Genomic DNA, 25,413 nt, shown 5'->3' with positions numbered 1-25,413 from the left:
GACGAAGAGGTCACACAGGCACCGTCCCCGGGAATAAATACAGAACCAGGGAATCAGTCTGTTTTCATCGGTCCGTCGCTGGCCAATCCGGAACGAGACTGCTGCTCGACGGCGATCTCGGCCGTTGTCGCGTCAGGATCGAGTGGCGTGTATCTCTCGATGGATCCCCAGTCTCGGGCGTAGTCGTCGGCGAGGTACGACGGCAGTGTCTCCGCACCGAGGAGCAGTTCGGTCCAGCCGAGCGGACCGCCGCCGATCGAGTCCTGCCAAGCATTGGTGGATTCGGCACCGGTGCGGTCGGGCAGGATGCGGTACTTCGGTACCTCGGCGACGCCGTCGCGATGATCGAACGGACGCTGGCACGGAAACGCGAGTCCGACGGCCCAGTCCAGCATCACCGGATCGGTCGATCCGACCAGTGAGTTCAGCGTCTGCGTCTTCGGGACGCGCGGCGGGGTGACGGCGAGCCATTGATCCCCGGCCAGGTCGTTGTCCTCGGCGACGATGCGTACGACGTCCGCGTCGGCGGGAAGGTCGTTCATCGGCACGCGCAGGTTGCGCCACGACGGCGACGGACCGATGTCGAGCGGGGTGATGCGTCCCAGCGCGATCACGTCACCGCCGTCGCGGCGTCCGTATTCCAGTTCGACGCGTTGGCCTTCGGTGACGATGCCGTCCTCGTCCACCGATCGGATGCGGCCGGCGGCGGCGATGGCGATCAGGTCGCCTTCCTCCGGCAAGGCGTACCAACCGGAGGTCAGGGATGCGGGCTCGGTGGCTCCGAAGCTGCCGAGTACCGGTGTGGTGCTCGGATCGAGGCCGAACGGCAGTGCGACTGTGCTGCCGTTGATTCCGACGTTCTCGGTGGTTCCGCCGGAGGTGCCCGCGGAGTTCGACGAGGTGGCCGCCGCGCTCTGTTCGGAGTCCTCGGGGCGGATGGAGTTCGCGCTGCCCTGCGCGGTGTCCTCGGAATCGGCCGTCAGGTCCTGGGCGACGCCGTCGGGGGTGAATCCGGTACTCCCACCGGCACCGAGGGCGTCGGCTGCGGGATCGATCGGTTGCAGGACCGAGCCGTTGACGTCGGTCTCCACCTGTACGTCACCGGCGAGTCCGCACGAGTTTCCGGCGAGGGCAGAGAAGTTCGAGCGGGCGATGGAGTACGCCGGGTATTGCGCCACAGCGCCTTTGACGAACGAGAGCACCTCGAAGGCCACGACCCCGCCGGCGACGATGGTCAGCGCGGACGGCGCGAAGCGTCGACGCGTGGTCGGTTCTTCTCTGCGATAAGGCAATCGGACGTGCTGATAGGCCGCATAGAGCAGCGTCAGTACCGTCAGGCCCAGCAGGATCGTCGAAAAGCCCTTGCCGGCAATGGACGGCGGCTTGTCGAACCACGGAATGCCGTAGCTCGAGACGTACCACCACCCGTTCGAGCTGGTGAACGCCACCGCCGTCAGGAACAGGACAGCGGCGGTGAACAGTGTTCTGTTGCGCGGAGATCGGACGGTTGCAGCGGTGACGGCAACGGCAGCCAGCGCGGCCAACGACGCCGCGAGACCGGCGTACACACCGAAGTGGTGGGTCCATTTGGTGGGCGTGAACATCATCAAAGCCAGTGCGCCCAGAATGATTCCGAGGATCCGACGCGACGGTCCGGTGGCTGTCCCGGGGATGCGTCCGTTCTTGCGGAGCATCACCGCGATGCACACGACGATGCACAGCAGCATCGCGAACATGCCGAACCGTCGGGCGAGCGAGCCGTCGGGAGAAATGGTCATCAGCGCGTCCCAGCGGACGCGTTCTTCGAACCACGGCACGTTCGGTCCGATGGCCGAGCGCACTCGGGTCGCTTCGAGGACCGTGGCAAGAGTCTGGTCGGCGAAGATCGCAATCAACACCGCCAGTCCCGACGCGACCAGCGGCGCGAGAACGGCGAGCAGTCCCACCTGGCGAGCTCGCTTGACCACGATCATCACCAGCGGCCGCAGGCCGGCGAGCAGGGCGGCGACGGCGATCAGTCCGGTGGGTCCGGCGGCGAGGGAGAACGCGGCGATCAGGGTGCCGATGGCGGCGGGCAGGAGTCGTCCGGTGGCGATGGCGCGTTCGATCGAGCACCACGTGAGCAGTGCGCCGAGGGCGATGATCGGTTCTGGGCGCAGGCCGTTGTCGTAGGGCAGCCAGAAAGCGAGGAACACGAATCCGGCGGTCCACAGCGCGACCCGGTTGGTGAGAACTGCGCGACCGAGGCGGGGGATGACCTCGCGGCTGATGACGAGCCAGCACAGCAGCGCCGCGATGGTGGCGGGCAGGCGCATCCAGATGCTGGCGGTGCTGACCTTGGCGAGGGCGGCGAGCATGTCGTAGTACGGCATGCCGAACGGCGCTTCGGGGACGCCGAACCAGCGGAAGTAGTTGGCCATGTAGCCGGCGTTCTCGGAGACGCGGGCCATGTTGAGCAGGTAACCGTCGTCGGAGGTGTTCGCGCCGATGAAATGCCACAGCACCAGCACGCCCACCACGACGGCGTCGACGCCGGTGATGGACTTCCAGCGCGAGGGGAGGAATCGGCGGTGGCGTCGACCGTCCATGCTGTCGAGGCGATGCAGCGCGAACAGGGAGGCGATCACAGCGAGTGCGCCGACGATCATGGCCAACAACTTGAACGTGGTGGGGCTCGAGGAATAGCGCGAGTCGATGTCGGCGCGCACGTTCAGGCCGTCGACCGGTGCGGTGAGGTCGGTGTAGACGCCGACGACCTGCGGGCGGACGTCGCCGTCCATCGTGCTCGTTTCGCCGTCGAGGTCGACGATCGTACTGGTGGCGCTGGACGAAATGCTCAGCGAACAGTCGGCGGACAGCTCGGACACGGGAGCCTCGGCGAGAACGCGATCACGCAGCAGCACCTGCAGCCGGTCATCGTCGACCCGCACGATCAGTGCCTTCTGCTCGGTCTTCGCAGCTTCGATGGGTGCGGTGGAGATCAGCGTGCCGCCGTCGGTGAGAGCAGTGGCGGCGCTGCACGGAACGGTTGCCTCGAGGTCGACGGGCGAGTAGCTCACCAGCGGAGCGTTGACGCTGCCGAACGAACTCTGCGGCCACGACAGCGTCGCAACGTCCTGCTGAACCGGCAGCAGGGGTGTCGCGATGGCCAGAACCGCACCGATGATGCCAGTGACGATCGCTATCAGCCGGGCGGTCGCGAAGTTCGGAGCGGTCTCGGGCACGCCGACGATGCTAAGGGACGAGCGTCCGCACGTCCCACACCCATACGCCTCCGGTGTACCGAGGCTCCACGCCGACGAGGTCGGTGACGGTGGTCCGCAGAGCGAGAGTGTTCTTGCCCGGCGGCAGGACGACGACGTCGGCCTCCCAGAACGCCATGTCCTCGGCGGCGTCGCTGCGCTGATCGGCGGTGATCTCGGGGACGGTGCCCGAGTCGTAGACCGAGCCGAGCAGCAGCGCCGTCGGACGGTCCACGGCCCCGTACTTGGCGACCTTCTCTTCCTTGTCGCTCGGTCCGACGAAGTATCCGGCGGCCAGCTTGAAGCCCATGTCGGCGTCCATCTGCCAGCGCAGCGGGCGCGCGTCCTCGGGCCGCGGAAGGGGCACGGTGACGACGGAACCGTCGTCGACGAAGTTCTCCCACTCGCCGTCGGCGAAGAACTCCGGCGTCGGGGACTTGTCGACGGTCACCAGCGGCGTCGGGATCAGAGGTACGAGTGCGAGCGTGAGTCCGGCGATCCAGAACGCAGGCAACGGGCGAAGTCCGTTGCGGAACGTGCGATCGGTGGCCAGGACGACCAGCAGGGCCAGTGCAGGCACCGCGCCCAACGCGAAGCGGGTTTCGAGCACGGATTCGACGAGTGGGTACTCGGCCAGCTTCGTCCACGGCAGTGTGATGCCGGTGTCGTCCTTGCCGATCACCAGCGTCGCGCCGAGTGACAGCACGCTCATGACGATCGCGGCAGCAGCACGGGCGCAGGCGACGCGCCACATCCACACCGCTGCCACCAGGGACAGCACCAGCAGCGGCCAGCCGAAGTACGCGTTCTCCTCGGTGGCGTTGATGCGAACGTTCTGCCCCGGAGTCGCCTCGCCGCCGAGCGATTGCGTCGGGAATTGGAACAGTGCTTTGGCGTCGTTGCCCATGGCACCGTGTTCGAGGAACGAGTACGACTGCGGGCCGAAGAACTGCCACCACAGCGGAAACGCCACGAGCGTCAACGCGATGCCGGCCGAGACCGCGAGTCTGGGCACGGCATTGCGGACGGCAGGCCACAGCGAACGGGGCCTGGACACGTAGTAGACGACGGCGAAGATGGCGAACGACATCGCGAAGATGAGCAGCGGCTCTTCGCCGAGCAGGATCTGCAGCGCGACGATCAACCCGAGTCCGACGGTGTTCTTGGTGGTCCCGCCGCCGTGTGCGATGCGGGTGACCAGCATGGCGATCACCGGAAGCAGGAACAGCACCACGAAGTTGGGGTGCCCGTTGGCGTGTGAGATCGCGCCGGGCGCAAAGCCGCACAGCGCGCCGCCCATTGCCGCGGCGCCCTTGGACGCATTGAGCTGACGGGAAAACAGCCAGAACCACGCGAACGCGGTCCCCGCCAGGCCGACGGTGAGAGCGATCGCCCAGGTGACCGTCGGTCCGAAGAGCAACGTGATCGGGGCCAGGGGGATCGAGACTCCGAACATCGCCGTGTTCGCCATCAGATTCACCCCGAGCGGATAATTCTGCAGGTCGCTCCACAGTGGATTGTCCAGATGCGCGACCGAATTGGCGGCGACGGAGAAGAACCACTCCCACATCGTCTGATCCTGGCCGCTGTTGTAGAGGTAGCCGCCGCCCAGATTGCGCCACTGGCCTTGCAGGACGTAGAAGGCGGCGACCAGAAATCCGACCGCCGCAACGACGTCACCGCGCCCGACGCCGGAGTGTCGAGCCGGTGCCGTTGTCGGCTGCCGCTCGAGAACACTCTGGTCGTGGGTGGTCATCGCGTCGAGGTTACAGAAAGATCACGATGGGCGGAAACTCGAACGACCGGCGTCACACGGTGAGCGAGGTGGTGGTGCAGGGGCGTGAAGTTCTCATCCGATCAATTCCGCGAGTTCGACTGTGGAGTGCTCGGCGATTTTCTTCTTGCTGGTCATGAAATCGCGCGGACGGTTGATGCAGTCCGCGGCGATGAGTTGGCCGTCGCGGAGGTAGTAGCAGGTGAAGTCGCGATCGCGCTCCGGGTCGCCGTTGACGACGACCTCGTCGTATCCGGTGCCCAGTCCGGCGATCTGAAGCTTGAGGTCGTACTGGTCGGACCAGAACCACGGCAGCGCGGTGATGGCGGCGGACCCTCCGGTCAAAGTCGATGCCGCCACCTTCGCGTGTTCGTTTGCAGCGCAGACTCCTTCGAGGCGGACGCGCCGCGAGTAGCGGGCAACGTGGTAGGCGGCGCAATCGCCGGCAGCGACGATATCGGGATCGTCGGTGCGGGTCCGATCGTCGATGACGATTCCGTTGTCGACGGCGATCCCGGCCGCTTCGGCGAGTTCGGTGTTGGGGACGATGCCCACCCCGATGACCACCAGATCTGCCGGGAGCGTGTCTCCGCCGGCCAGCACGACCTCCCGCACACGGCTGTCTCCGCGGAACTCCTCCACGAGCGCACCCGTTCGGATCTCCACGCCCGCCTCGCGGTGGATTCGGGTGAAGAACGTCGAGACCACCGGTGCGGTCACGCGTTCCAGAACACGCTCCGCGGCCTCGACGACGGTGACGTCGAGACCCGATGCCCGGAGGGACGCTGCCGTTTCCAAACCGATGTAACCGCCACCGACGACGACTACCCGTGTTCCCGGCGTCGCGGCGTCGCGTAGCGATGCGGAGTCGGCGGCGGTCCGCAGGTAGTGGATGCCCGCCAAATCTGCTCCGGGAGTTGCCAATCGGCGAGTTCGCGCGCCGGTGCACAGGGCGAGCTTGCTGTACGACTGCGTGACTCCGGAATCGAACGTGACCGTGCGAGCCTCACGATCGATGCTGCTCACCGAACCGTCGACCAGCTCGATGTTCTGCTTGTCGTAGAAATCCGCCCCGCGGATCGCCATGGCCTCGAGCGTCGAGGTGCCGGCCAGATAGGCCTTCGACAACGGGGGACGTTGGTAGGGCAACGTCCCCTCGTCACCGATGAGAACTATCTCCCCGGCCCACTTTTCGCGTCGCAAATGTGCGGCGAGTTGAGCGCCGGCGTGGCTGGCACCGATGATCACCGCGCGCTCGGCGCTCACCTAGGCCTGCTGCTTCGGGGTGAGGCTGACCATCATCTTGGATATACCTCTCACGAAGTTGGACTGAACGTACTCGGGCTTCCCGACCACTTCGATGTTCTCGAACCGGGTCAGCAACTCCTCCCAGAGGATTCGCAGTTGCATCTCCGCGAGCCTGTTGCCCATGCACCGGTGCACGCCGAACCCGAACGCGATGTGGTTACGTGCGTTCTTGCGGTCGATGATGAAGTCGTCCGGCCGATCGAACACGCGCTCGTCACGGTTGCCGGAGGCGTACCACATGACCACCTTGTCGCCCTTGCGGATGAACTGGCCGTTCAGGATCGTGTCTTCCTTCGCGATCCTGCGCATGTAGGCCAGCGGCGTCTGCCAACGGATGATCTCGGACACCATGCCGGGCACCAGATCGGGATTCGCCTTCAGCTTCTCGAACTGATCGGGAAACTCGTTGAGCGCCAACACTCCACCGCTCATCGAGTTACGCGTGGTGTCGTTGCCGCCGACGATGAGCAGGGTGAGATTCCCCAGGAACTCCAGCGGCCGGTCGATGAGATCCTTCGTGTCGTCGTTGGCCTGCAGCAGCGAGATCAGGTCGAAGCCGGGCTCTTCCCCTGCTGCTTTTCGAGCGGCCTTGTCGTGCCAGAGAGCGCTCAGGCCCTTGGCTGCGTCGACCATGGCGCCGAACACCTCGTCGTTGTCAGAAGGACCACCGTTGGTCTGTTCCATTGCCGTCGCCAGGTCCGACCACTCGACGAGCTTGTGTCGCTGCTCGTAGGGGAAATCGAGCAACGTCGCCAGCATCCGTGCCGTGAGTTCGACGGACACCGTGCGAACCCAGTCGAACGGCTGGTTCACGGGAAGGTCGTCGAGAACTTCCTGCACCCTGGACCGGATCAGGTCCTCCATCTCGCGGAGATTCTTCGGGGCCACCACCCCTTGGACCGCGGCGCGCTGAGCGTCGTGACGCGGGGGATCCATCGCGATGAACATCGCGATGTCCATGAAGCGCGGCGGCTTGCCGATGATGATGAACGGCTCCGCCGAGAACACCTTGTGGTTCTTGTCGACGGCGATGATGTCCGCATGCCGGGTGACCGACCAGAACGGCCCGAACGGGCTGTTCGGCTGGAAGTGCACCGGCGCTTCGTTGCGGACGCGCTCGAAGTACGACTTCCAGAGGCCTTGGCGGTACAGGAACGGGTTGCTCAGGTCGATGTCGGCGAGATCGACCTCGTCGACCGGCGGAATCGGTGTCTCGGTGAACATGACCTGGCCGTCGGTGCGGGTCACGATCCGACGCGTCTTGTCGTAGAGGTGCGCGCCGCGGATCTGCAGTTCCATCGGGATGACGGATCTCGCGGTGGTCGCGACGGTGTCGGCGATACTCATGGCTCTCTCCTCCGGTCCGCAGGTCAGATCTGGAATTCGGGCACGCGGACCGTCAAGCCGTCCCAGGATTCGCGCGCGGTCATCTGGCACGACAGCCGAGATGTCGGTTCACGCTCGGGGTTCATGGCGAGCATGTCCTCCTCGACCTCGTCGTTGGTGCCGACGACGTCGCTCCATGCGTCGTCGACGACGACGTGACAGGTTCCGCAGGCTGCCTCGCCGCCGCAGTCCCCGTCGATACCCGGGATGGCGTTGTCGACGGCAATTTGCATCAGGGATGTGCCCTCGGTCAGCGGTGCCTCGTGCTTCTCGCCGTCGTGCGTGACAAAGGTGACGTTGGCCATGGTGTTCTCCTCGCTGAGTAACTGTGTTCCAAGTCTCACTGCGATGGGCTTTCCGAACCAGGCTCGAAAGCGTCGATTTGTTGTTAATTTGGCTCACGTGAGATCAACGGAGTCCGGAGTGCCGCCGCTTGCCTTCGCGCAGCTGCTCGGTAGCGGCGCGCTGGGCGAGCGGGCCGAGGCGGCGTTCCGACGCATCCTGGTGCGTGACGGCGTCAGCATGACGGAGCTGGTCACCCGCGACGGACAGGTGCCGCTGCGGTGGTTTCGGGAGGTGTACCCGGACCTCGACCGTCAACAGGGGTTCCGGCTCGGCGCGACGTTCGCGCAATACGTGCAGCCCACGTCGTTCGGCCCTCTCAGTCTTCCGCTGATCAGTGCCGGATCGGTGGCAGAGATGGTCGAGTTGCTGGAGTTCCTCCCGCTGGTCTCGACGGCTCTCGCCGTGCACATCCTCCATACCGATCGAGGGTTGACCATCGGACTTGCCGGGCGCACGGGGGACGACGGGCTCGACAGCATTGCTGTCGCGTACGGCGGTTCGTGCCTTCTTCGTCTGATCGATATGCTCGCAGGCTTCGCGGACGCGGTCGAACTTCACCTCGATATCCCGGCCCCGGAGCGCGATACGCTCGACGACGACGAGATCCGGCGCATCGTGTTCGATGCGCCGTCACCGTTCGTCTTCGTGCCGGCGGCCATCCTCGACGAGGCATGCCGGTTCTCCGATTCGTTGTCGTATCAACTGGGGATCGCGGAACTGCAGAAGGCCGTCGACGGCCGTCGTACGAAGTCGTACACGGACACCGTGCGCGCGCTGTTCGACACCGACCGCGAGTGCACCAACAGTGCGCACTGTGCCCGGAGAATGGCCGTCTCCACCAGCACCCTCAAACGAAAACTCGGCAACGAGGGAGCCACGTTCCGTGCGCTACGTCAGGCGTTCCTTCAGGAGCGCGCGACCGTGCGTCTGCTCGACGGTTCGGTGACGGTAGGGGAGATCGCCGCCGAACTCGGCTACAGCGACGTCGCCAGCTTCTCGCATGCGTTCACGCGATGGACCGGACGCTCACCGAGGGAGTTTCGATCTCGCACCGCAGCACCGAGGTAGTGCGTTCACGGTCGACGATCGTTCAATTCGTGCGCACGACCAGCGCGAAGGGTCCGATGTCGGTGACGGTGAAGCGAGGATCCTCGAACAGTGACTGCGGGAAGGTGACGGTGTAGCGGCGCACGTTCGGGTCGTTCGGGTAGACGTCCTCGGCCAGGCGCAGGGTGTAGCCGTCGGCACCGCGGCGGAACAGGAACGCATCCGGCGCGCGCCACTGGCTGGTGTCGAGCGCGTCGACCAGCTGATCGGGCGTCTCGAGCTCGGTCCACTGCTCGATGGCGTCGGCTCGCTGATCGAACTGCGCCAGTGGGTTGGCGTAGTGCGAGGTCAGTCCTTGGAAGCCGAAGTACGGGTAGTAGCTGAGGAACGACGTGTCCGCCGTCAGCAGGACGGTTTCGTCGCGCGGACGCTGGGTCTGCTCGGTCAGGGCGGCGTCGACCTCGCGGTAGTACGAGACCGCGCTCGGCGGACGCATGTCGGCGCGGTTGCCGTCACCGTCGGTGTCGGAGTACGCGACGGTGATCTCGGTCTGCAGTACCTGGGGGATGTTCTGCGCGTAGGTCATCGCACCGATGGCTGCTACGACGACAGCGGCGATACGGAACTTCGGTGGCTCGTTGATGGCCTGATAGATCGCGTGGCTGCCCTCGAGGAAGCCGAAAACGCCTGCGCTGCCGAGCAATACGATCAGCACCGCTTCGAGGCGGAACGAGAGCAGGGTGGTGCCCGCGGCCGTGGCGGCCATGGAGAGCAGCGTCCATAGATAGATGGAGACGACGCCGACGCCCAGTGCCTGCGCTCGGCGTGAGGACGAGAACCGCACCGCCACCCACACCGTGCCGATGAGGCACAGCATGCCCATCAGGGAGAACTCGAACATCGGGAAGGGAAGTGTCGCACCGGCTTCGGGCAGATAGTGCAATGCCGTGCCCGACGTGGAGGGTGCACCACGCAGGAATTCGATCAGGTACGGCAGCCACACGGTCGCGGCGATGACGCCCGATATCGCAGCGATCGCGGCGACCTTGATCGCGATGGGAACCAGTACGTTCCAGGACTTCTTCTCGCGATAGGCGAGGACGGCGGCGAACAGCGCCATCAGTACGACGGTGAACGCCGCCAGGCCGAGATACAGCGTGTAGAACGTCGCGGCCAGACCGAGAAAGAGTCCGGTGCCGACCACCGCTCCCCATCCGCCCGATGCGGTGCGCCCCCCAGTCGGGATCAATGTCCCTTTCTTGCACTCTGACTGACTGGATGCCACATTCATCCCGGCGGGCCGGTGCAATGCTCCCCAGGCGAGGACCAGCGCGGGTGCGAAGAGCATCACGATCACGGCGCTGTATGCCTCGGGGGAGGCGTGCGCGACGACGAGTGCGGTGGTGACGGCGCTGACGGCGACGGCCCAGTCGGCTCGGATCAGCGCCTTCCACAGCACGAACGACACGACGGCAGTGACGGCGAGCAGCCCGATTGCGTACGGCTTGAACACTTCCCAGCCGTCTATGCCCAAGATGTTGCCGACGCGGCCGCCGAGCCAGAACCAGCCGGCCGGATAGAAGGGCGGAATGTCGGCGTACGTCATGTCGCGCAACGACGCCGAATCCGTCAGTCGCGTCAGGTATTCGGTACGGAACTCCTGGTCGACGGAGATGCCGAACAGGTAGAGCTTGGTTGCAGCCAGCGGCATCCCGAGGGTGACGGTGACGAATCCGCTCAGCCCGATCCACGCCGCGAGCCGAGCGACCCACGGCCACTTGTGAATCCGGTACAGGTAGATCGACGCGGCGAACAGTGCAGCGGCGGTCACCTGCCCGAGCGTCGTGATGGCGCGGGTGACATTGGACGAGTTGAACGCCGGCCACTGAACCAGTGAGAAGGCGTACAACCCGACCGTCGCCACGACCACTGCGACGAGCACACCGAGAGCGATTTCCCCGACGGCAGAGGCGGTTCTGCGAGCCGGTGCAACCTGCTGTGTCATGAAAACTGAAATGCCGTCGAGATCAGATGGGCAGCTTGCGGAAGATCGGCCGCGGCACGTGCCGCAGCACCATCATCACCAGACGCCACGGTGCGGGAGTCCAGATCAAGGGGGTGCCCTTGCGTGACGCGTTCACCGCGAGCTTCGCGATGACCTCCTTGTCGACGGTCATCGGGGCTTCCTTGACGTGCGCGCTGAACTTGGTGCGCACCATGCCCGGGCGAACGACGGTGACCCGAGGTCCGAACTCGCGCAACGCTTCTCCGAGTCCGAGGTAGAAACCGTCGAGTCCGGCCTTGGTGGAGCCGTAGACGAAGTTGGAACGACGAACCCGCTCGCCTGCCACCGAGGACATGACGATTATGCGGCCGTAGGCCTGCGCCTTCATCTTCTCGCCCAGCAGCACGCCGACCGAGACGGAGGCGGTGTAGTTGATGTTCGCGGCGAGGACGGCCTTGCGCTGGTCCTGCCAGAGCTGTTCGGCATCGAAGTCGACGGCGAAGGCGACGATGGCGACGTCGACGTCACCCTTGGCCCATGCCGCGTCGATCACCTTGGGATGCGAGGCGGTGTCGAGTGCATCGAAGTCGATGATGTCGACGGACTTCGCGCCCTTGGCGTTCAGTTGGGCAACCGCGCTCTCACGAAGCGGGTCGTTCGGCAGCGCAGCGAGGATGACACGTGCCGGAGACTTCGACAGGTACTCCTCGGTGATCGCGAGACCGATCTCGCTGGTGCCGCCCAGAACGAGAATCGTCTGGGGGTTGCCTACGGCGTCTATCGTCACAGCAGTTCCAGCCTTCTAGCCATATCGGAGGCGAAAACGCCTGTGGGGTCAACGGATCGGCGGACCTTGATCCACTCGTCGATCCGCGGGTACATCGAGTGGAAGGTCTCGGCGTCGGTGCGCGAATCCTTCGCGGTGTACAGACGACCGCCGAATTCGAGCACCCGCTTGTCGAGCTCGCGGACGAACTCGTTCAAGCCCGGCTTGATCGGGAAGTCGACGCAGATGTTCCACCCTGGAATCGGAAAGCTCAGTGGCGCTTTGTTTCCGGGCCCGAACAGCTTGAAGACGTTGAGGAACGAGTAGTGCCCGGACTTCTGGATGTCGACGATGATCTTCTTGAACTCGTCGACCGCCTCCGGCGGAACCACGAACTGGTACTGGAGAAAGCCCTTGGAGCCGTAGGCACGGTTCCACTCACCGAACATGTCCAGTGGGTGATAGAACGCCGTCAGGGACTGGACCTTGTTCCGGTAGTTGCCGGCCTTGCGGTACCAGACCTCGCCGACGGCGGAGAACGTGTACTTGTTGGCCAGGCCGTTGGGGAAGACGTCCGGGAACGTCACCAACGGCTTGGCGTTGAACCGCAGCGGGTCCTTCTGGAGTTTGGCCGGCAACTGGTCCAACGTCGCGAGCGATCCGCGGGAGAGGGCCGCGCGGCCGAGCTTGGGCGGCGGGGCGACCGCGTCGAACCAGGCACTCGAGTAGTCGTAGTTGTTCTCGCTGCCGTCGCTGTGCAGGGCGATGGTCTCGTCGAGGGTGGTGGTGACGTCGCCGTCGGCGATGAAGTAAGCCGTCTCCGTCGGCGTCATCTCGATCGTCGCGCGCAGGATGATGCCGGTCAGGCCGTTGCCGCCGACCGTCGCCCAGAAGAGCTTGGCGTTCTTGCCCGACGGCGTCAAGTGGCGGACCTGACCGTCCGCGGTCAGCAGTTCCATCGAGCGGACGTGGTTGCCGAAGCTACCCGCGCTGTGATGGTTCTTGCCGTGAATGTCGGTGCCGATGGCCCCGCCGATCGTGACCTGGCGGGTACCCGGCAGCACCGGTACCCAGAGGCCGAACGGCAGCGCGGCACGCATCAGCTGGTCGAGGTTGACGCCACCGTCGACGTCGACGATCCGCGTCGACGCGTCGATGCTGTGGATGCCGTTCAAGGCATTCATGTCGATGACCAGGCCGCCGGAGTTCTGCGCGTTGTCACCGTAGGAGCGGCCGAGGCCGCGGGCGATGACGCCGCGTCGGAGGTGGGCCGGCTTGGAGTCGTTCTGCTCGGCGACCTGCTTGACCGCGTTCGCGATGAGCTCGGGGTCGGAGGTCGAGAGCACCTCTCCGGTGGAGGGAGCGGTGCGGCCCCAACCGGTGAGTGTGCGGGTCTGCGTGGGTAGCGGCGCAGTGTTCCCGGCCTGTGGTTCCAGGGGGAAGAGTGCGTCGTCGGCTGTCGTGGACATCGCTCAAGAGGGTACCCGCACCGCAGCAGCGGCTAGTGTCAGTCCTCGTGTCCACCCCCGACCGCTCCGCAGAAGAAGGCTCCACGGGCGACGACTGGTCGCCCGAGAACGACGAGTTGCAGCATCACGTCCCGCTACCCGTCGAGTTGCCGCTGACCGAGAACATCGCCGACGCGGCCCTCGATCTCAAGACGCAGGTGGTGCGTTTCTTGGCGACCGGTGTGCTGTCGGCCATCGTCGACCAGGGCGTCAACCTGATCCTGCACTTCGTGTTCGGCGTCGGTGTGACCCTCGCCAAGGCCATCGGCTTCGTACTCGGAACGACGACGGCCTACCTGATCAATCGTCGATGGACGTTCAACGCGGCCCCGTCACGGGCCCGGTTCTTCGCCGTCGTCGCGCTGTACGGAGTCACCTTCGCCGTCCAGGTGGGCATCTACACCTGGCTCTACCAGGCTCTTCCCGACGGCTTCTGGTACGCCAACGTGGCCTTCGTCATCGCGCAGGGCACGGCGACGGTCATCAACTTCCTCGTCCAGCGATTCGTGATCTTCAAAATCCGCTGAGTCGCGGGGTTCGCCGGCGCGGGTTCGCCAGCGCGGGTTCGCCCCGTGTGGTTCGCAAACGCGCGCGCACTTGCCAAATGCGCGCATTCTCGTCAGCGGTCAGGGGCGATTTTGCGCGCGTCTGAAGAATGCGAGCGCGTTTGCCCACATCTGGCGTCGTCGCCTCGTCCCGCCGCTCAGGAGAAGTTCGGCAGGTCTCTGCGTTCGAGGGCGTCGGCGAGGGTGGGTGCGGCTTTGACTTTGCCGCGGGTTCGCAAACGCGCGCGCATTTGCCAAACGCGCGCATTCTCGTCAACGGTCAGGGGCGATTCTGCGCGCGTCTGGCGAATGCGAGCGCGTTTGCCCGGATCTGGTGGCGTCGCCGCCGCTCACGAGAAGTTCGGCAGGTCTCCGTTTTCGAGGGCTTGGGCGAGGGTGGGGGCGGCCTTGTCCTTGTCGGAGAGTTCGTAGGTCAGGGGTGTGCCGTCGCGGGCGGTGGTGGGCCAGTCGATGCCCAGGGCGGGGTCGAGTGGGTTGATGTCGCGGTCCAAGGCCGGGGTGTATTCGAGGGAGCACAGGTACATGACGGTCGAGTTGTCTTCCAGGGACAAGATGGCGTGGCCGAGTCCTTCGGACAGGAACACTGCTTTGCGGTCGATGTCGTCGATCAGCACCGAGTCCCACTGCCCGAACGTCGGTGATCCGACGCGCAGGTCGACGATGACATCGAGGAAGGCTCCGCGGGCGCAGGTGACGTATTTCGCCTGCCCGGGTGGGTTGGTGGTGAAGTGGATCCCGCGTAGGACCCCGGCGGCGGAGATCGAGCAGTTCGCCTGCAGCAGCTCCAACGACCGCCCGGTGGTGGCCTCGAACGCCGACGCTTTGAACCACTCGAAGAACACGCCGCGGTCGTCGCCGAACTGGCGTGGGGTGTACTCGTAGGCACCGGATATTTTCAGTTCACGAAAGGTCATCGGTTCCCTCGGTCGATCAATTCCAGCAGGTAGCGGCCGTACCCGGACTTGACGAGCGTCTCGGCGCGCACGCGCAGTTCGTCGTCGGTGATGAATCCTCGTCGCCAGGCCACTTCTTCGGGTGATCCGATCTTGAGGCCCTGGCGTTGTTCGATGGTGCGCACGTAGTTGGAGGCGTCGAGCAGGGAGTCGAAGGTGCCGGTGTCGAGCCAGGCGGTCCCGCGAGGCAGGACTTCGACGTGGAGGCGGCCGGCCTCCAAGTAGTGGCGGTTGACGTCGGTGATCTCGTATTCCCCACGGGCGGACGGGGTGAGGTCGCGGGCGATGGCGATGACGTCGTTGTCGTAGAAGTACAGGCCGGGGACGGCGTAGTTCGATTTCGGGGCGGCGGGTTTTTCTTCCAACGAGATGGCTTTGCGGTCGGCGTCGAATTCGATGACCCCGTAGGCGGTGGGGTCGGAGACCTCGTAGGCGAACACGGCTCCGCCGTCGATGTGATCGAACCGCGACAGTTGGGTGCCCAGGCCGGGGCCGTAGAAGATGTTGTCGCCCAACACCAATGCCGCGGAGTCGGTGCCGATGTGCTCGGCACCCAGGACGAAGGCTTGGGCGAGACCGTTCGGCTCGTGTTGGACCTTGTAGGTCAGTGAGATGCCGAACTGGGAGCCGTCACCGAGGAGGCGGGTGAATTGGTCGGCGTCCTGGGGTGTGGTGATGATGAGGATCTCGCGGATCCCGGCCAGGATCAGTGTCGAGAGCGGGTAGTAGATCATCGGTTTGTCGTAGACCGGGACCAGCTGCTTGCTGACACCCATCGTGATCGGATGAAGACGCGAGCCCGTGCCGCCCGCCAGAATGATTCCCCGCATGACCGCGAAGTCTTCCAGACCCTCGGATCACCCGCTCGCTTGTGCCTGCCCCGTTTCTGCTGCGTGAGCTCCGAGGTGCACCTACGCTCGCCGCATACCCAGCCTTCCGAGAGAGCCGAGGACAAGCCACGTGACGACAACGCACCAGATCTCCACCGGTATCGATCAGGTCACCGCTCTGCTCTCCACAGTGACCGAAGCCGAACGCGCATCGGCCACGCCCTGCACCGAGTGGACCGTCGCCGAGCTGACGGACCACCTGGTGAACACCGCGGCCAACTTGGTGACCATGGCTCGGGGCGGCGAGATCGATTGGTCGGCGTCGCCAGAACCGTCGTCGGATCCGATTCCGCTGTGGAAGGAGAGGGCTCGCGAACTGCTGGCCGAGATCGATGCAGGTTCACCATTGCCGCTCGGCATGGTGGCTGCGGAACTCTCGGTGCACGCGTGGGATCTCGCGACCGCACTCGGGCGCGGCACGGACGATCTCGACCAGACGGTGGCGGAGGAGGGGATGGTGTTCATGTCGGCCAACATGACCGACGAACGGCGAGGCGGTGCTTTCGATCCTGAGCAGCCGGCACCCGACGGCGCAAACGCGTACGAGCGGTTGGCGGCCTTCGCCGGACGCACTGTCCGAGGGTCCTGACAGTTCCAGCGGCCGATCACTCCCACGGGATTCGGTACGGCGAAGTTCCGGTCTCGGCGATCGGAGTCGGCCATTCGGCCGGCCACAGGATCTGCGGATCGGCCTTGAGCCTTTCGACTTCCGGTGGCACCGGAGTTGCGTCCACCTCGACACGTTCCCAACTGCATTCACCCGACGCGACGCGGGTCGCGTAGTGGATCAGGTCGGCCGATGCCCGGCGTGAGGACGCCAGGCGGGCCAGCAGTTCCGCTGTGACGTATCGGGTTCCCGCCGGAGCTTTCAGATCGGTGTTCAGGGCCCGCGTGCGCGCGGCCTCGAGCTCACCGCAGGATGTCATCAGACGGTCGTACGCGGCTCGGGCGTGTGGAGGCAGTGACTGGATCATGCGTCCCGCCAGGGTTCGTCGCCGGTGCCAACGGAGAAGTCCTCGTCCGGAGTGTCGAGGACCGGTCGGATATCCGCGATCTTTCCCGCTTCGACGGACTGCTTGCCGTAGTCGAGGAAGTCGTTCAATGGGCGTAACGTGTCGTCGATCTTCTTGCCCACCTGGCTCTCGGGATCGCCGAGCGCGTCGAGGAACGCGCCGAAGTCATCGACCACCTGCTCGATCTTCGCAATGAGTTCCTTGGTCAGATCCATTGCTGTCCAGCAGATTTCGATGATACTTTCGACCTGCCAGGCCGTGCCCACCATCGGTACCTTCTTGATCATGACCTTCAACGCACCGCGGGCGTTGTCGACGGCGACCTCCAACTCGAGAAGTTCGACGATTTTCCGAACCACTGCCAGCGCAGCGTCACGGAGTTGTTCGGATATCACTGCACAGACCGCGGAAATCGTGCGGCCTGCGGGCCCCTCCCATCGCATTGCGGCCAGTTGTCGGTCGGCGTAATCGGTGAATGCCTGTGCGGCAGCGCCGTTCCAGTAGGCGTCTACGCGCCCCACACCTGCCGGAACGACTCCGACGCGGCTTCCATGGCGTCGCCTGCGATCTGATATGCGTGGCCGATTCTCCTGATTTCGTTTCAGTTGCCGGTGATCGGCATTGTCGCCTCGTTCAGGGGGCTCCACCCGCAGAGTTCGAAAATCGTTGTGTCGATCTCTCCGAGCCAGCCCGCGGCATCGTCGAGTAACTCTCGGACTTCGTCGACGACGGGATTCGGCGCGGGATAGTCGATCCCGTGGGCCGTCCGTAATCGGCTGCCTCGTCGAATTCGTCCACGTGGCCGACGGCGGCACGATCCGAGCTGCCACGATCGATGCCCGGTAGTGGCGGCGCGCTTGTGTGAGCGTTCAGCAGGTCATAGTTTCGCTGATCCTGATCGGCATACAGCCATGCCGCTCTGTTGAGTTCTGCACCCATTTCCCCGCAGTTGGCGGACAGGTGAACCTGCCGAGTGCGTGTCATCTCCTGAAACCGTGCGAGGTACGGCTGAAGTCGTTTCAGAATCTGCCCAACCACGTTCTCGCTCAGGCCCGCCTGATCGAGCAGATAACGATGACTGGCCAGAGTGTCGCCGCCGATGCGATCGAGAAGATGTCCGAGGCCGGCTATTTCCGAGGATCTGGCGATCAGCGGTTCGGTCATTGCGTCGCGGTCCTTCTCAGTGACGAGATGAGGCCGTCGACGTCCTCATCGGAGAGTGCGTTCTCGACATCACGGTCGGCAAGTACGACGAAGACCGCGACCTCTGCCGTGGCGAAACCGGTAGTGGTGACAACGTCGAATGTGGCGCGGGGAGGAGGGCAGTACGGCGAATCCGGTATGTCTTCCACCAGGGCTGTGTAGCGGACAGCCGGGACTCCGTCGACCTGTAGATACTCGGGGTCGCTGATCTGAACAGTGGGTGCCAGTGAACCGTCTCGGTTGGTGAAGATCATCGACGCCTTCTGCGCTTCTTGATAGGCGAGGACAGTCAAGTCCCCGGCACGTCGACCGGTCATTCCGCTGATCGCCGAAGACTCGAACTCACCCCCCTCGCAATCGAATCGACCGTGGAGGCCCATTGCGCCGTACGTTGCGGTCGACCCGTCCTCGCCGACCCACTCCGAGAAACCGTCGTTCCAATTTTCCCAGTCCGCAGGAATATCGTAGGTCCAGCCGAATTTGGTGGCGATGGGCTGCGGTTGGCCGTCGGGCACCTCGATCTTCGGTGGCGGCCGGTTCATGGACGGAAACCCCGGCGGCATTGGTGGCGGGGCTGTCGTCGAGCCCCTGGGTTCCGGCGACACCGGCGGCAGAGTCTGTACCCCCTCGTACGGCTCGGGCACCTGCGGTGCCAGCTGCGGGATTACCCACATGATTCCGAACAGCAGTGCCACCGATGCCGCGAGACGCAGCAGTATGTATCGAAGACGCATCGTCACTCCCCCCGAAGTCGAAGAGAAGCTAGCACGCGCGCCCGACAAGAACGGCCGTCGCCGACCAGCACCGGTAAAGTGCCGGTACATGAGAATTCTCGTCACGGGTGGGGCCGGGTTCATCGGCGCGAACTTCGTACATCAGACCCTCGCGCAGCGCCCCGACTCCCAGGTCACCGTGCTCGACAAGCTCACCTACGCCGGCAACAAGGCCTCCCTCGACCCGGTGGCGGATCGCATCGAGTTCGTGCACGGCGACATCGCCGACGCCGATCTCGTGGACCGCCTCGTCCGCGAGACCGATCTGGTCGTCCACTTCGCCGCCGAATCCCACAACGACAACTCGTTGACCGATCCGTGGCCGTTCGTGCACACCAACGTCATCGGCACCACCACCTTGCTCAACGCGGTCCGCGAGCACGACGTCCGCTACCACCACATCTCCACCGACGAGGTCTATGGCGACCTCGAACTCGACGACCCGGCACGGTTCACCGAATCGACCCCGTACAACCCGTCGAGCCCGTACTCCTCCACCAAGGCCTCGAGCGACCTGTTGGTGCGCGCCTGGACCCGATCGTTCGGCGTCCGCTCCACCATCTCCAACTGCTCGAACAACTACGGCCCGTACCAACACGTGGAGAAGTTCATCCCACGCCAGATCACCAACATCCTCAGCGGCTCCCGGCCCAAGCTCTACGGGGCAGGGCAGAACGTGCGCGACTGGATCCACGTCGACGACCACAACAGCGCCGTCTGGGCCATCATCGACGGCGGCCGCATCGGCGAGACCTACCTCATCGGAGCCGACGGCGAAGCGAACAACCGCACCGTCCTCGAAGCGATCCTCGAAGAGACCGGCAACCCATCCGACGCGTTCGATTTCGTCACCGACCGCCCTGGCCACGATCTGCGCTACGCCATCGACTCGACCAAGCTGCGTACCGAATTGGGTTGGACGCCAACGTATGTCGACTTCCGGGCGGGCTTGAAAGCGACCATCGACTGGTACCGCGAGAACGAGCAGTGGTGGCGGCCGCAGAAGGACGCCACCGAGGCGGTCTACGCGGCGAAAGAATCCGTACTGCCCTGAAGCCGGAACTAACTACTGCGTGACATTCGATGGCGCAGTAGTAGGTACACCGCGCGACGCATGAACGACGTCATCAGAGCCTTGGCATTACCGATGCGAACGTCGTTGTCGGACAGCAGTGTCGGGTCGCTTGCTTGCAGGGAGCGATGGAAGTCCGCGGCCTGACGTGCCTGCTGTGTCGCCAGTTCCACGCTCCACTGTCCCGAGTTGATTCGGAACGACGCCAGTGGTTGCGGAATTGCCACGATGTCGCCTCGTAGCGCAACCGCGATGAAGGTGGCCTGGTCGATCAGGTAGGGATGGCTGTTGTCCCACAACCCGATCTCGCGGAGTTCCGACAGCTTCATCATGACGCCGCCGGGTTCGCCGAAGATGTTGGCACCGGCCCGAACTGCGGTTCTGGCGGCGACTCGGCCCGATACCGTTCCGTGCAGTCCACCGAGCCCGCGGGCGGCGATGACCGTCTTGCCGTAGGCGTCGATCAGCGTCCGCTGTGCGGCGACCAGAACGGCAGACGGGTTGTCGTCGAACGCCCGCACCTGAGTGTCCAGCGCGGTGGGCGCGATGGTGTCGTCACCGCAGACGAGCTTGATCAGCTCGCCCGTGGCTTCCTCGGTGACGCGGTTCCAGTTGGCCTGCGCTCCGCCGCCGGCCGGGGTGGTCAGGAGGCGGATCCGTGGGTCGTCGAACTTCTGCGCGACGGCGAGGGTTCCGTCGGTCGACGAATGATCGGCGATGACCAGTTCGAAGTCCGTGAACGTCTGGGCAAGAATCGAATCGATGGTCTCGGCCAGATACTCGGCGTTGTTGTACGCCGGGACGACTACGGAAACACGGGGCGTCATGATGTGGGGGCCTGGCTCTTTCTGCGGAACGAGAAGTCGCGGTAGCCGAAGAAGCTGACGACTGCCATCACGGCTGTGACGACCAATTGTGAAGGGATGGGCGGGAAGTGGAAGACGGACACGGCGATCGTCATCAGGGAGATGTTGGCGACGAACGCGCCGAAGTTCACGACGAAGAACCGCAGCAGATCGCGTAGGAAGTGACCCCGCACGCGGAACACCAGGTAGCGGTACATCGCGAACGCGCACAGCACGTTGCAGAGATAGCCGAGCACGATCGCGGCGTGGTATCCGTACTGCTCGCCGATCAGCAACTGCCACAGGATGAACCACGCGGTACCCAATGCGGTGTTGACGCCGCCGACGAGCAGGAACGCGATCTTCTGATTCTTGACGATGCGCATCAGCGGCCCCGGCGCACCGTTCATGCCCGCCGGGGGAGCAGGAGTCTGTGGTTCGGTCATCGACCCACCGCCAGTGCTTGACGCGTCGCGAACAGGGTGGACGCAATACCTGCCGGCAATGTTCGGTGCGTTCGGCGATCGATCTGTGGCCAGACCGTCGACCGCAGCCGTAGATCGCGACCCTGGAACACCGCCAATGGGGACGCCGCCAACACCACGTTCGGTCGACGGCGAAACACCGTCCGGCAGGCTCCGAGAATCGAGCCGATGGTCACGGCCTCACCGGAGGCGAAGATCTTGATCGTCGGCGATATTCGTTGCGTGGCCGACATGGCAAGGGTGTCGGCGACCATCTCGGCCGCGTCGGTCACGTAGAGGTAGTCGCGCAACGTGTCCATCGGGACGTAGATGGAGACGGGGGAGGCCATGAGGTATCCCCGGCACAGGTGCGAGATCAGGCCCTGTGGTTTCGCGAGGTTCTGCCCCGGCCCGTATAGGTTCGCGAACCGGCCGATGGCCACGTTGATTCCGGAGCGTTCACCGAACTCGGTCGCGATGGCCTCGGACTGCAGCTTGGCAAAACCGTAGTCGCCCAACGGAACCGGGTTCGTTCCCTCGTGATGCGGGGCTCCGGTCGCGCCGGCGTAGACACCTCCGGCGGACGAGGCGAGGAACACGGTTCCGGTGCCCGCGCGGTCGGCGGCGACAGCCTCGATGTGCGCCAGGACGGTGCGGATCAGACCGTTCTCTTCGGCGAACTGTGCTGCACTGGTTCCGTTCACGCCCGCGCCCGCGGCCCAGATCACGTTCCAGGTATCGTCGGCGAAGGAATCGAAGAACTCCGAACAGCGTTGTAGCAGAGCCTGTTCGGCGGACACCGTGTCCGACCACGGGATGGTGCTGGTGTGCACTCGATGCCCGCGACGACCGGCCTCCCGGGTCACCGCAGCGCCGAGCAGCCCGCCGCTGCCGACGATCCACGTGTGCGTCGCGGTCACGCCGGCGGTGGGGGTTCGGTCGATGGCGCGGTGCGTCCGAGCGGGCCGTTTCCCGGGTCGGTGACTATCAGGTACGGCGGCTTGCCCATGGCGGTCTTGACGTTGACGCCCACGTACTCGGCCACCACACCGAGAGAGAACAGTGTTGCCCCGAAGCCGAACAACAGGATCACCATCGTCGATGCCCAGCCTCGCACCTCGGCGCCCGAATCGAAGACGAAGTACGACACCAGCACGTACGCCACCAGAATGAGGCCGAGTACCGCGAAAGCGATGCCGATGAAGCTGACCAGTCGCAGGCCCTTGGTGCCGCTCGAGAGCACCATCCGCCAGAAGTGCGAGAGCAAGGTGCGCAGTCGGTAGCCCGATCGACGGTCCACCTCTTCGCGCAACGCCACCGGGCTGGTCGTGACGTCGCCTGCGATCCAGCCGAGTGCGATGTCCAGGTATGCCTCGGAACCGGCGTAGGCGGCGACCGAGCGACCGACTTCACCGAGCACCAGGCGGTAGCTCTGGTAATCGATGGTGTTGTCCCCGGCCAGCGCCTTGGCGATCAGCCACTTCGAACCCTTGGAGGCTGCGTTGCGCCACATCCCGTGCGGTGCGACGTTGGTGGGCTTGGCGTAGACGACGGTGGACTGCTGGTCGAGGGCCGTATCCAGCATGCCGCCGATCGCCGCCGGATCGTGCTGTCCGTCCTCGTCCATCGTGACGATCCACTCGCCGCCGCTCGAGGCCATGCCGGCGAGGGTGGCGGGATGCTGACCGAAATTTCGGCTCAGCCACACCCCGCGAACGAACGTGTGCGCGGCTGTGAGCTGGCGAATCACCGCGGCAGAGTTGTCGGGTCCGTGATCGAAGACGAGCAGAACTTCCTCGACGATCATCGGCCGCCCGAGGGGAGTATGCGTCACCTGCGTCAGCGGAAGGATCTCGTCCATCAACGCGCTGAGCGTCCGTTCGCCCTGGTAGACCGGTACCACGATGGAGATGCGGTGCGGATCAGCGGCAGAGTCGTCGGACATCACGAGGTCTGAGCCTAACCGCTTTCGGGCTCTCCACCGAACTCCGGCGCAGAGGAGATTCTGCGTCGTCGCACATCGAGCACCACCAGGCCGACCAGCACCATCACTCCGCCGGCCATCGCGGCCAGTCCGAGTCGTTCGCCGGGCGGTCGGAAGGTGATCTGCAGGTCCGCGTTCTCGGTGCCGGGCGGCAGGTCGACGTAGAGGAAGATGTCGGCCAGCCCCTTCGTCTGCAGCTCCTCACCGTTCAGCGTCGCGGTGTAGCCGGGCCAGGCCAGACGCGAGAACACGACGCTGCCACCGTTGGGTGCGCTGACGTCGACGTGCTCCGAGTCCGCATCGGACGATCGGGGTTCGGCCGTGGCGTTCACGGTCGCGACGACGCGTCCCGACGACGCGGGAATCAATCCGTCGACGCGTTCGAGGACGTAGATCTGGCGAGCGGAGTCGGGCGTGGGAGCGGTCACCCACATCCAGCCTGCGGGTGCGGGCCGGGAGTTCGCGAGCGGATACTGGTTCTTCTGCAGCACGATTCGATCGAGTTGCATCAGGTCGGCGTACGTCTTGCCGGTGTACGGCTCGATCTCGAACACGCGCCGGAAGGCGTCCGTGCAGGTCGATCCCTCGTGCTCGAAGCACAGCAGGTTGGCGAAGTCGAGATAGCCGACGGGGGTGTACGCGTTGACGTAGTCCAGGCCCATGATCTTGGCGGAGTTGCCGTACACCTGGGAGTGCCAGGGCAGCCGGGTGTCGTCGGGTCCGTCGGCTGCGGTTTCGGTGAGCGCACGGCTACCGAGTTGCAGAGTCGCGCCCTGCCACTGTGGGAACTCGGCCTTGGCCTCGGATTGGGACGTGGGCAGCCACCACTTGGCGAAGGGCGGATCGTACGTGGCCACCTGGTACATCGCGACCGGCGCGATGGTGACCAGGAGCAGCGCCGCAGTTGCCCGGGTGGAGAAGCGGTGGGCCAGCAGCAGAGCGAGCGCGCCGACGAGCAGGATCACCAGCGCAGCGAGGACGTGGCGACCGAAGAATTCCGGACCCGACGAGCCGGCGCGAAGCAGCAGTACCAGCGTCAGCAGGCCGGCCGCGAGCAGCCGTGGCCGGAGCTTGTCCAGAGTTCCGTACCGGCTGATCAGAGTGACCACGAGAATCAGTGCGACGAGGGCGACGAACGGCAGAATGCGGGCGGGCCAGCGGATCGGCCCGATGTCGCTGGGACCTGCGGTGAAGATCAAGGCGAACGCCAGCATGATCAGTGGTGCCGCCAGCTCGCGCAGAGCCGCGGGCACCCGGCGCCACGCGATGAACGCCAGCGCGGGGACCACGAACCAGGCGATGTAGGTGACCGGCGATTCGGTGGTCTCGCCCGCCCAGGATTCGATGCTCGTCACGGCGGTCGGGATGCTCGCGGTGAGCGATTCCGACCACGGTGCCGTCAGGAAGTTGTCGTTGAACGTGCCCTCGTCACCGCTGCGCCAGGTGACCGCGGACGTGAGCACTCCGGGCAGGAAGGTGACGGCGCCGCAGGCCGCGGCAGCGATACCTACCGCGCACACCTTCAGTGCCGGACGCCACAGCCGCTGGAACAGTCGTTCGCCGATGGCGACGGATCCGATCATCACTCCGGCCATCACCGCGGCGTGGACGTATCCCACGCTGATGGCGAGGTAGAGAAAGACGAACGGCACAATCGGGCCGCTGCGGCCGCGGGCGTAGGACACCGAGCTCGCCCAGGCGTTCATGATCCACGCGGTGCCCATCAGCGCGGTCACCCACGAGGTGTTCTCGAAGAAGAGTGTGAACCCGACGAACGGTGCGCTCGCGCCCGCTACCGCAGCCCAGTTGGCTCGCGCTCCGTAGGCCAGAGCGACTCGAAACACGCCCCAGGCCAACAGAATCGAAAAGCCCAGTTTGACGACCGTTGCCAGCAGTACCAGGTTGTCGATCGACGGCGAGATGTAGTTGATCGCCATCTGCACGGGATTCCACAGGCCGCCCTGGCCCTCGACCGGGTAGTTGCCGGCCATCCACTGATCGAGCACCAGCGAGGGGAATTGCCCGTCGCGCATGATGCGTCCGAGTTGGAGCCAGTTGGGTACGGCACCCGATTCGGTGTCGTCGATGTAGAAGAAGCGGGGATCGACGCTGAGCACCAGGAGATAGCCGAGGACCACCACTGCAGCGACCGCTGCTCCCCACGCGAGGCGCTCTCTCCTGCTGTCGGGCAGGGCGGCGCGCGCGATGTGGGTATCCGTGGGGGTCAAGGGTCAACTCCGTGAGTTCGGGCAAAGACACTCGACTGTAT

Annotated in this window: 23 protein-coding genes; 4 read left to right on the top strand and 19 right to left on the bottom strand. The window is 65.0% G+C overall.

The genetic code is table 11. From position 1 onward, the window contains the following. Positions 1-53 precede the first annotated feature (53 nt). The 5 genes from CH256_RS25955 to CH256_RS25935 all read right to left on the bottom strand — a co-directional run bounded on the left by CH256_RS25955 (position 54) and on the right by CH256_RS25935 (position 8,015). Positions 54-3,224, bottom strand: a complete 3,171-nt coding sequence (locus CH256_RS25955; protein ID WP_255183189.1) for an arabinosyltransferase domain-containing protein — start codon at positions 3,222-3,224, stop codon at positions 54-56. Positions 3,225-3,234: 10 nt separating this feature from the next. After that, on the bottom strand, positions 3,235-4,998 hold the full coding sequence (locus tag CH256_RS25950) for a glycosyl transferase (protein WP_094671282.1): 1,764 nt from the start codon (positions 4,996-4,998) through the stop codon (positions 3,235-3,237). Between the two features lie 93 nt (positions 4,999-5,091). Then, positions 5,092-6,282: an NAD(P)/FAD-dependent oxidoreductase gene (locus CH256_RS25945; protein ID WP_094638923.1), complete on the bottom strand. Its 1,191-nt coding sequence runs from the start codon at positions 6,280-6,282 to the stop codon at positions 5,092-5,094. After that, complete coding sequence (locus CH256_RS25940) at positions 6,283-7,671, bottom strand: cytochrome P450 (RefSeq protein WP_094638922.1); 1,389 nt, start codon at positions 7,669-7,671, stop codon at positions 6,283-6,285. It lies immediately after the preceding gene. A 23-nt stretch (positions 7,672-7,694) separates the two neighbouring features. Further along, complete coding sequence (locus CH256_RS25935; RefSeq protein ID WP_094638988.1) at positions 7,695-8,015, bottom strand: 2Fe-2S iron-sulfur cluster-binding protein; 321 nt, start codon at positions 8,013-8,015, stop codon at positions 7,695-7,697. Between the two features lie 97 nt (positions 8,016-8,112). Here CH256_RS25935 and CH256_RS25930 point away from each other — a divergent pair, with 97 nt between their 5' ends. Further along, positions 8,113-9,123, top strand: a complete 1,011-nt coding sequence (locus tag CH256_RS25930) for a helix-turn-helix domain-containing protein (protein ID WP_068054762.1) — start codon at positions 8,113-8,115, stop codon at positions 9,121-9,123. Between the two features lie 22 nt (positions 9,124-9,145). On the opposite strand, the gene CH256_RS25925 is transcribed toward CH256_RS25930, so the two are convergent. From CH256_RS25925 to CH256_RS25915, 3 genes are read right to left on the bottom strand one after another with little or no spacing between them, the layout of a single operon-like run. Continuing rightward, positions 9,146-11,107 (bottom strand): galactan 5-O-arabinofuranosyltransferase, encoded by a 1,962-nt coding sequence (locus CH256_RS25925; RefSeq protein WP_176460221.1) that lies wholly within the window; start codon positions 11,105-11,107, stop codon positions 9,146-9,148. Between the two features lie 22 nt (positions 11,108-11,129). Then, the gene (locus CH256_RS25920; RefSeq protein ID WP_094638921.1) at positions 11,130-11,894 is read right to left on the bottom strand and encodes a decaprenylphospho-beta-D-erythro-pentofuranosid-2-ulose 2-reductase; all 765 of its coding nucleotides are present in this window, start codon (positions 11,892-11,894) and stop codon (positions 11,130-11,132) included. Continuing rightward, positions 11,891-13,342: an FAD-binding oxidoreductase gene (locus tag CH256_RS25915; RefSeq protein WP_037187223.1), complete on the bottom strand. Its 1,452-nt coding sequence runs from the start codon at positions 13,340-13,342 to the stop codon at positions 11,891-11,893. Before CH256_RS25915 ends, CH256_RS25920 begins: the two co-directional genes overlap by 4 nt. Before the next feature lie 47 nt (positions 13,343-13,389). Here CH256_RS25915 and CH256_RS25910 point away from each other — a divergent pair, with 47 nt between their 5' ends. Then, positions 13,390-13,908, top strand: a complete 519-nt coding sequence (locus CH256_RS25910) for a GtrA family protein (RefSeq protein ID WP_082899055.1) — start codon at positions 13,390-13,392, stop codon at positions 13,906-13,908. A gap of 368 nt (positions 13,909-14,276) precedes the next feature. Here the strand turns inward: CH256_RS25910 and CH256_RS25905 are convergent, their stop codons facing one another. After that, on the bottom strand, positions 14,277-14,861 hold the full coding sequence (locus CH256_RS25905; protein ID WP_094638920.1) for a dTDP-4-dehydrorhamnose 3,5-epimerase family protein: 585 nt from the start codon (positions 14,859-14,861) through the stop codon (positions 14,277-14,279). Beyond that, entirely contained in the window at positions 14,858-15,730 is an 873-nt protein-coding gene (gene rfbA, locus CH256_RS25900) for a glucose-1-phosphate thymidylyltransferase RfbA (RefSeq protein ID WP_068054767.1), read from the bottom strand. Before rfbA ends, CH256_RS25905 begins: the two co-directional genes overlap by 4 nt. A gap of 130 nt (positions 15,731-15,860) precedes the next feature. On the opposite strand from rfbA, the gene CH256_RS25895 reads away from it, so the two are divergent. Then, entirely contained in the window at positions 15,861-16,379 is a 519-nt protein-coding gene (locus CH256_RS25895; protein WP_176460220.1) for a maleylpyruvate isomerase family mycothiol-dependent enzyme, read from the top strand. 16 nt (positions 16,380-16,395) lie between these two features. Here the strand turns inward: CH256_RS25895 and CH256_RS25890 are convergent, their stop codons facing one another. The 4 genes from CH256_RS25890 to CH256_RS25880 all read right to left on the bottom strand — a co-directional run bounded on the left by CH256_RS25890 (position 16,396) and on the right by CH256_RS25880 (position 18,740). Beyond that, the gene (locus CH256_RS25890) at positions 16,396-16,764 is read right to left on the bottom strand and encodes a hypothetical protein (protein ID WP_255183188.1); all 369 of its coding nucleotides are present in this window, start codon (positions 16,762-16,764) and stop codon (positions 16,396-16,398) included. Next, positions 16,761-17,324, bottom strand: coding sequence for a hypothetical protein (locus tag CH256_RS28815; RefSeq protein ID WP_255183187.1), 564 nt, complete (start codon positions 17,322-17,324; stop codon positions 16,761-16,763). Before CH256_RS28815 ends, CH256_RS25890 begins: the two co-directional genes overlap by 4 nt. Positions 17,325-17,436: 112 nt before the next feature. Further along, positions 17,437-17,967 (bottom strand): hypothetical protein, encoded by a 531-nt coding sequence (locus CH256_RS28810; protein WP_255183186.1) that lies wholly within the window; start codon positions 17,965-17,967, stop codon positions 17,437-17,439. Further along, positions 17,964-18,740: a hypothetical protein gene (locus tag CH256_RS25880; protein WP_141215228.1), complete on the bottom strand. Its 777-nt coding sequence runs from the start codon at positions 18,738-18,740 to the stop codon at positions 17,964-17,966. The genes CH256_RS28810 and CH256_RS25880 overlap by 4 nt, the downstream gene beginning before the upstream one ends. Positions 18,741-18,828: 88 nt before the next feature. Between CH256_RS25880 and rfbB the strand changes: the two genes are divergently transcribed. After that, the gene (gene rfbB, locus CH256_RS25875; protein WP_094638917.1) at positions 18,829-19,833 is read left to right on the top strand and encodes a dTDP-glucose 4,6-dehydratase; all 1,005 of its coding nucleotides are present in this window, start codon (positions 18,829-18,831) and stop codon (positions 19,831-19,833) included. Positions 19,834-19,841: 8 nt separating this feature from the next. Here rfbB and CH256_RS25870 read toward each other — a convergent pair whose 3' ends face one another. Genes CH256_RS25870 through CH256_RS25850 form a run of 5 tightly spaced genes read right to left on the bottom strand, consistent with a single transcriptional unit; the run spans position 19,842 to position 25,372 of the window. Beyond that, positions 19,842-20,678, bottom strand: a complete 837-nt coding sequence (locus CH256_RS25870) for a glycosyltransferase family 2 protein (protein WP_094638916.1) — start codon at positions 20,676-20,678, stop codon at positions 19,842-19,844. Next, positions 20,675-21,142, bottom strand: a complete 468-nt coding sequence (locus CH256_RS25865; protein WP_068054828.1) for a GtrA family protein — start codon at positions 21,140-21,142, stop codon at positions 20,675-20,677. The genes CH256_RS25870 and CH256_RS25865 overlap by 4 nt, the downstream gene beginning before the upstream one ends. Then, positions 21,139-22,080: an NAD-dependent epimerase/dehydratase family protein gene (locus CH256_RS25860; protein WP_094638915.1), complete on the bottom strand. Its 942-nt coding sequence runs from the start codon at positions 22,078-22,080 to the stop codon at positions 21,139-21,141. Before CH256_RS25860 ends, CH256_RS25865 begins: the two co-directional genes overlap by 4 nt. After that, positions 22,077-23,105 carry a glycosyltransferase gene (locus CH256_RS25855; RefSeq protein WP_176460251.1) on the bottom strand — a complete coding sequence of 343 codons (1,029 nt, stop codon included), beginning with the start codon at positions 23,103-23,105 and terminating at the stop codon, positions 22,077-22,079. The genes CH256_RS25860 and CH256_RS25855 overlap by 4 nt, the downstream gene beginning before the upstream one ends. Before the next feature lie 14 nt (positions 23,106-23,119). Next, the gene (locus CH256_RS25850) at positions 23,120-25,372 is read right to left on the bottom strand and encodes a hypothetical protein (RefSeq protein ID WP_094671280.1); all 2,253 of its coding nucleotides are present in this window, start codon (positions 25,370-25,372) and stop codon (positions 23,120-23,122) included. Positions 25,373-25,413 lie beyond the last annotated feature (41 nt).

The sequence above is a fragment of the Rhodococcus sp. 05-2254-6 genome, assembly GCF_002258565.1.
Taxonomy (GTDB): domain Bacteria; phylum Actinomycetota; class Actinomycetes; order Mycobacteriales; family Mycobacteriaceae; genus Rhodococcoides.
Note: the sequence above shows the minus strand (reverse complement) of the source record. Positions and strands in the feature narration are given on the sequence as shown.

Excerpts from the sequence above, each read along its gene's own strand:
- CH256_RS25950 (WP_094671282.1), bottom strand. The coding sequence starts at position 4,998 with ATGACCACCCACGACCAGAGTGTTCTCGAGCGGCAGCCGACAACGGCA.
- CH256_RS25940 (WP_094638922.1), bottom strand. The coding sequence starts at position 7,671 with ATGAGTATCGCCGACACCGTCGCGACCACCGCGAGATCCGTCATCCCG.
- CH256_RS25935 (WP_094638988.1), bottom strand. The coding sequence starts at position 8,015 with ATGGCCAACGTCACCTTTGTCACGCACGACGGCGAGAAGCACGAGGCA.
- CH256_RS25925 (WP_176460221.1), bottom strand. The coding sequence starts at position 11,107 with ATGACACAGCAGGTTGCACCGGCTCGCAGAACCGCCTCTGCCGTCGGG.
- CH256_RS25915 (WP_037187223.1), bottom strand. The coding sequence starts at position 13,342 with ATGTCCACGACAGCCGACGACGCACTCTTCCCCCTGGAACCACAGGCC.
- CH256_RS25905 (WP_094638920.1), bottom strand. The coding sequence starts at position 14,861 with ATGACCTTTCGTGAACTGAAAATATCCGGTGCCTACGAGTACACCCCA.
- rfbA (WP_068054767.1), bottom strand. The coding sequence starts at position 15,730 with ATGCGGGGAATCATTCTGGCGGGCGGCACGGGCTCGCGTCTTCATCCG.
- CH256_RS25890 (WP_255183188.1), bottom strand. The coding sequence starts at position 16,764 with ATGATCCAGTCACTGCCTCCACACGCCCGAGCCGCGTACGACCGTCTG.
- CH256_RS28810 (WP_255183186.1), bottom strand. The coding sequence starts at position 17,967 with ATGACCGAACCGCTGATCGCCAGATCCTCGGAAATAGCCGGCCTCGGA.
- CH256_RS25880 (WP_141215228.1), bottom strand. The coding sequence starts at position 18,740 with ATGCGTCTTCGATACATACTGCTGCGTCTCGCGGCATCGGTGGCACTG.
- rfbB (WP_094638917.1), top strand. The coding sequence starts at position 18,829 with ATGAGAATTCTCGTCACGGGTGGGGCCGGGTTCATCGGCGCGAACTTC.
- CH256_RS25870 (WP_094638916.1), bottom strand. The coding sequence starts at position 20,678 with ATGACGCCCCGTGTTTCCGTAGTCGTCCCGGCGTACAACAACGCCGAG.
- CH256_RS25865 (WP_068054828.1), bottom strand. The coding sequence starts at position 21,142 with ATGACCGAACCACAGACTCCTGCTCCCCCGGCGGGCATGAACGGTGCG.
- CH256_RS25855 (WP_176460251.1), bottom strand. The coding sequence starts at position 23,105 with ATGTCCGACGACTCTGCCGCTGATCCGCACCGCATCTCCATCGTGGTA.